Annotated in this window: 6 protein-coding genes and 1 pseudogene; 3 read left to right on the top strand and 4 right to left on the bottom strand. The window is 71.9% G+C overall.

The window, feature by feature from the left end:
* The 3 genes and pseudogenes from ACWCPN_RS33490 to ACWCPN_RS33480 all read right to left on the bottom strand — a co-directional run.
* Positions 1–1007 (bottom strand): annotated as a pseudogene (locus ACWCPN_RS33490) (hypothetical protein); the annotation flags it as partial.
* Entirely contained in the window at positions 1004–1603 is a 600-nt protein-coding gene (locus ACWCPN_RS33485; protein WP_451214103.1) for an RNA polymerase sigma factor, read from the bottom strand. The pseudogene ACWCPN_RS33490 and the gene ACWCPN_RS33485, both read right to left, overlap by 4 nt.
* 425 nt (positions 1604–2028) lie before the next feature.
* On the bottom strand, positions 2029–2319 hold the full coding sequence (locus ACWCPN_RS33480) for a helix-turn-helix domain-containing protein (protein WP_451214100.1): 291 nt from the start codon (positions 2317–2319) through the stop codon (positions 2029–2031).
* A 235-nt stretch (positions 2320–2554) separates the two neighbouring features.
* Between ACWCPN_RS33480 and ACWCPN_RS33475 the strand changes: the two genes are divergently transcribed.
* From ACWCPN_RS33475 to ACWCPN_RS33465, 3 genes are all read left to right on the top strand, one after another.
* Entirely contained in the window at positions 2555–3061 is a 507-nt protein-coding gene (locus tag ACWCPN_RS33475) for a transcriptional regulator (protein ID WP_451214097.1), read from the top strand.
* 642 nt (positions 3062–3703) lie between these two features.
* A complete protein-coding gene (locus ACWCPN_RS33470) occupies positions 3704–3931 on the top strand; it encodes a hypothetical protein (RefSeq protein WP_451214094.1) in 228 nt (75 codons plus the stop codon).
* 222 nt (positions 3932–4153) lie between these two features.
* Positions 4154–4717, top strand: coding sequence for a dihydrofolate reductase family protein (locus ACWCPN_RS33465; RefSeq protein WP_451214091.1), 564 nt, complete (start codon positions 4154–4156; stop codon positions 4715–4717).
* On the opposite strand, the gene ACWCPN_RS33460 is transcribed toward ACWCPN_RS33465, so the two are convergent.
* Positions 4699–4893, bottom strand: a 195-nt coding sequence (locus tag ACWCPN_RS33460; RefSeq protein ID WP_451214089.1) for a hypothetical protein, incomplete at its 5' end; no start/stop codon positions are given. The two genes, ACWCPN_RS33465 and ACWCPN_RS33460, sit on opposite strands and share 19 nt — an antisense overlap.

The raw sequence follows: 4893 nt of genomic DNA, 5'->3' as shown, positions 1-4893 counted from the left end.
ACGGGGACTGGGTCGAGCACCGCGGCCTGCGGAGCGGGGACTGGGTCGAGCACCGCGGCCCGCTGGGCGGAGTGCGGTTCGAGCCCCTCGGCCTGCGGAGCGGGGACTGGGTCGAGCACCGCGGCCTGCGGAGCGGGGACTGGGTCGAGCACCGCGGCCCGCTGGGCGGAGTGCGGTTCGAGCCCCTCGGCCTGCTGGACGGGGGCCGGTTCGAGCCCCTCGGCCTGCTGGGTGGAGGGCGGAGGCTGGGCCTGGCCGCCGTCGGCCGTGCGCGGCCCCTGGGCGCCGGTGTCCTGTCCGGTGACCGGTCCGAGCGCGACCGGCCGCCGGGCGGCAGCCAGAGCGGACGCGGCGGTCTGCCGGGCGGAGGCCGGGGTAGAAGCGACGGTCGGCCGGGCGGAGGCCGGGGTAGAAGCGACGGTCGGCCGGGCGGAGGCCGGGGTAGAAGCGACGGTCGGCCGGGCGGAGGCCGGGGCGGGCACGGCGGCCTGCCGAGCCGGGGCCGGGGGCTGGGTCCGGCTCTCGTCGGTGGTGCGCGGCTCCTGGACACCGGTGCCTTGTCCGGTGACCGGTCCGGGTGCGGTCGGCTGGTGGACGAGGGCCGGTTCGAGCGCCGGGGCCGGGGCGTCGCAGAAGTCGGGCATGGTCAGGCCCACGGGGCACGGCTCGGACGCGCCGAGGATGCGCAGCGGGCGGGGCGTTGCGGGCGGGCCGGGGGTGTCCTCGCCCGAGCAGGGCGCTGTGACCGCCTCCCACTGGGCCGGCGCGCCCGGTACGGGGTGCGCCTCGATCTCGGTGACCTCGCCTCCCGGGTCGCCGGGATCCGCGTCGGGCGCGGGGGGCGGTGCGGGGTGCTGTTGTCTGAGTCGTCTGAGGGTGTCGGCGCCGCCGGTTTCCACCAGGCGGCCCTGTGCGTTGAGATCGGCGATGAAGGCGTGGGCGAGTTCGCTGAGCCGCGCGGTCAGTTCCCGCTCGAGGTCGGTGTCCTTGTTGTAGGCGATGGTCATGCCACAGCTCCCGGGTAGGCCTTGCGGAGGGAGTCGAGCGCGCGCCACTGGAGTGTTTTGACGGCGCCGTCGGTGGTGCCCATGGTGCGGGCGGTCTCGCGGACGGACATCTCGCCCAGGAACCGCAGCCGGATGACGACCTGCTGACGGGGGGTGATCTCCGACAGGGCGTGGTGCAGGTCGTCGAGCGCGAGGGAGAACAGAACGGTTTCTTCTGGGTCGCTGACCGAAGGCGCCCAGGCATCTCCCACCTGGGTGATGTGGTCGACGAAGGTGAGGTTGCGGGACGTGGCGGTCTTGAAGTGGTCGGCGACCGCGTGACGGGCGATGGTGCACAGCCAGGCGCGGATCGACGTGCCCGTCCAGGTGAAAGTCTTGATCTTGATCCATGCCTTCATGAAGACGTCCGCGGTGAGGTCCTCGGCCAGCGCGGAGTTCGATCTGACGCGCTGGCCGATGAGGGTGGCGATGACACCGTGGTGCATCCGGTACAGCTCGGCGAACGCCTCGCGGTCGCCGTGCTGGGCGCGGGTGATGAGGGCCAATTCCCCCGTGGTGCCGCCGTCGACGGCAGCGTCGTGGGCCTGAGTGGTCAAAGGATTGCTCCCGGTCGTTGGGACAGAAGGTGAGGTGGGCTGCCGGCAGGACGTGAGGCGGAGGTCGCGAGGACCGCCCGGCGGGCCCGCGGGCCCCGGGTACGAAGGAACCGGGCCGGTACACGGCTTGGCCGCACGCGCCGGCCGAGGCCCCCCATGCACGGTGAGGATCGGGCCGGTTCCTCGGACGGCCGCATGCCGTCCGAGGCCCCCCGGGCCCGGTGAGGATCGGACAGGTTTCCCGGGCGGCCGCATGCCGTCCGGGGCCCCGTGCCTGCCGAGGAAGGGGCCGGTTCCCCGGACGGACCCCGTGCCGGCCGAGACCCCGTGCCGGCCGAGACCCCCGTGCCGGCCGAGACCCCCGTGCCGGCCGAGGCCCCCGTGCCGACTGGGGATCCGGGCCGGCTGGGGATCCGGGCCGGTGTTCAGTCGGCCGTGTACCGGCCGGCGTCCCCGTGCCGCAGTCGGTGCCGCTCCCGGGCGGGCACCCGCTGGCGCTGCGGAAGGCTGCGCTGCATCGTGTGCGGGTCGTCGTAGACGAGCGCGTCGAGCCGGACACTGTAGGCGTCCCGCAGCGTCCAGAGCGTGGCCAGGCTCGGCTGTTTCGTTCCGCTCGCGAGCCGGTGGAGCGTCGACCTGCTGATCCCGGTGCGCTGCGCCATGTCGGCGACGCTTTCGTCACCCAGCTCCCTGGCCTTGAGCAGGAGTGTGGCCATATGGAGGCGAAGCATGGTCAATAGACCCCCTCAGCAACGTGCAGCCGTGCGGCTGACCCACACGCGTGCAACATATGCAAGTTGCCGGAAATGAGTGACGCAAGGGTATTTTGATTCGCACACCAATACGAGAATCGGGATGTGGCCTGCAGAAATGCCGATCTAGGTTTTGACCTGCAAAGGTGCACGCGTGCAACCAGCGTGTGACAACATGCCTGCGCGCTACCCTCCGACCATGCGGAGTGCGAAGGATTCCCCCCACGAGAGCCGGACCCTACGACAGGCTCAGGCGCAGCGGATCGGCGCGTATCTCACCCAGGCTGCGACGGCAGCCGGATACGACGTCCGCCGGCGCCACGGCGGCCGGGCGCAACTGGCGGCCGTGACCGGTCTGAGTCTGACCACCGTCAGCCGGACACTGGACGGCAAAACTCTGCCGCTGTCCTCGCAATTGAGCACGTGGGCGACCGTCCTCAACCTCGATCACCGCAGGGTTCTGGTGGAGAGCGGTCTCATTCCCGAGCAGCGCGGACCCGAATCGCAGCGGCGGGGACCGGCCCCGGCAGCGCTTTCCCCGGACGAGGCCATGACCGCCTGGAGAATCACCGACCCGATCATCCGCCGGACCCTGAACGGCAGCATCGTCCACGCGATCGCGCTCCAAGCGGAAATCGACGCGGCCGCGAGCTCGCGGGCTCTGCGCGAAGACACTCACAACGGCACGTGGCGCGCCCGCAGATGACACCCTCGCGCCACGTTCCCCCTCCCCCGGATCACCGCACGCCGGCCGTCGCGGCGTGAACCGACGGCCCGCGCAGGGGGCGTGACGCGCACCGGCCGACCCGTCGCCGCCAGGCGAGCGCCGCCCCGTGACGCCGCCCCGTGACGCCGCGGCGAGCGCGGGCCGGTACTGGCCAGGCAAGAGCGGGTGCCGCCAGGCGAGCGCGGCCCGGTGCCGCGTATCGCGCGACGGACGGGCCGCTACCGCGGGGGCACGCGGGCCGGTGTGCGCCGCCCGCTGCGGTGCTGGGGGCGGCGCTGCTCGGGTCGGCGGTGCGGCCCGGTCGGCGGGGGCGGGCGGCGTGGCGGTCGGCGGGGCCGGGGCTGGGTCGCCGCGTGCCGCGATCACCGGCAGTGCCCTCACGGCTGCGGCCGCGCCGAAATCGAGCACATGCGCGCCCGCCGGGTCCGACCCCCTCGGCCATGGCTCTCCCGCTAAGCTCGGCGGAATCTTCCACGAAATCCCGTGTCCGCACCGCGGCTCACACTCACCGGAAGAGCGGGGAATATCCTCCTGCCGTGCCACATCCAGCGGGTCGAAAAGGGGCCACGCCGAGAGGGGTATCAGGTGCTTGTCGTACAGGGAGCCCCCACGACCGCTGTCGTGCGCAGCCATACCGGCGAGGCGGTGGTCCTGCTTTCCGGCGCCGCGCTGCGGCAGATACCGGAGAAGACGTTCACCGAAATGATCAAAGCTGCTGCCGTCGTCCTCAGCGCCGCAGAACTCAAGACCGTCCACAACGCCGTTCCCAGCCTCGGCACCGGACCCCCGGATTTCCATGTCCATGTCGGCGGAAAAGAGTTGACGGTCTACCGACTGATCGTGAACTGAGCTGCTCCCGCGGCCGGCGAACACCACGCATTCCCCTGTCTTTTCGCTGCGCGGCAGCCGGTCCTTCACGGCGAAGCCCGCCCCCCGGGGCGACGTAGGGTTTTCCCGGGGAAAGGATCTCGTGGAACGGCCCGGCCCCCAGAGGGATGCCGCGAGCCGTGATGAGTTTCGCGGCGCCAGGCGGTCCTACAGTCGAACCGGTGTCACGGAGGAGGACTTTGGATGCGCAGCGTGACCTATTCGATGGGCGTCTCGCTCGACGGCTACATCGTCGGACCCGACGGTGAATTCGGCTGGACGGCCCCCGACGCGGACGTCTTCCGTTTCTGGATCGAGGAGATCCGCGAGGTCGGCGTCCACCTGATGGGACGACGCCTGTACGAGACGATGCTGTACTGGGAGAGCGCCGACCAGGACCCCACGCTCGGCGCCGCCGAACGCGAGTGGACGGCGCTGTGGAAGCCGCTTCCCAAGGTGGTGTTCTCCACCACGCTGGAGACGGTGCAGGGCCAGGCCCGCCTCGCCTCCGGCACCCTGGCGCGCGAGATCGAACGCCTGCGAGCCGAACCGGGCCAGGGCGACATCGCGATCGGCGGCGCGACCCTCGCCGCGGAAGCCGCCGCAGCCGATCTGATCGACGAATACCGGACCGTGGTCCACCCCGTACTCGTCGGCGGCGGCACCCCGTTCTTCCCCCGACACGAACGCCGGGTCGACCTCGAACTCGCCGAGACCCGCACCTTCCCCTCGAACATCGTCTACCTCCGCTACCGCGTCACACGGTAGGACCAGGCCCGCGACCAGCACGGCACCCCCGTAGCCGTAGCCGTGGCCGCGGCCGCGGCCGTGACACGACGACACCACCGGGCCACGACCACCCGGCCGCGGCCACGGGGCCACAGCCACAGCCACAGCCACAGCCACAGCCACAGCCACAGCCACAGCCACAGCCACAGCCACAG

It is taken from the genome of Streptomyces sp. NPDC002386 (genome assembly GCF_053593175.1).
The sequence above is the reverse complement of the archived record's forward strand: the minus strand, read 5'-3'. Positions and strand labels throughout refer to the sequence as shown.

Coding starts and splice junctions, on each gene's coding strand:
- ACWCPN_RS33480 (WP_451214100.1), bottom strand. CDS start 2,319: ATGGCCACACTCCTGCTCAAGGCCAGGGAGCTGGGTGACGAAAGCGTC.
- ACWCPN_RS33475 (WP_451214097.1), top strand. CDS start 2,555: ATGCGGAGTGCGAAGGATTCCCCCCACGAGAGCCGGACCCTACGACAG.
- ACWCPN_RS33465 (WP_451214091.1), top strand. CDS start 4,154: ATGCGCAGCGTGACCTATTCGATGGGCGTCTCGCTCGACGGCTACATC.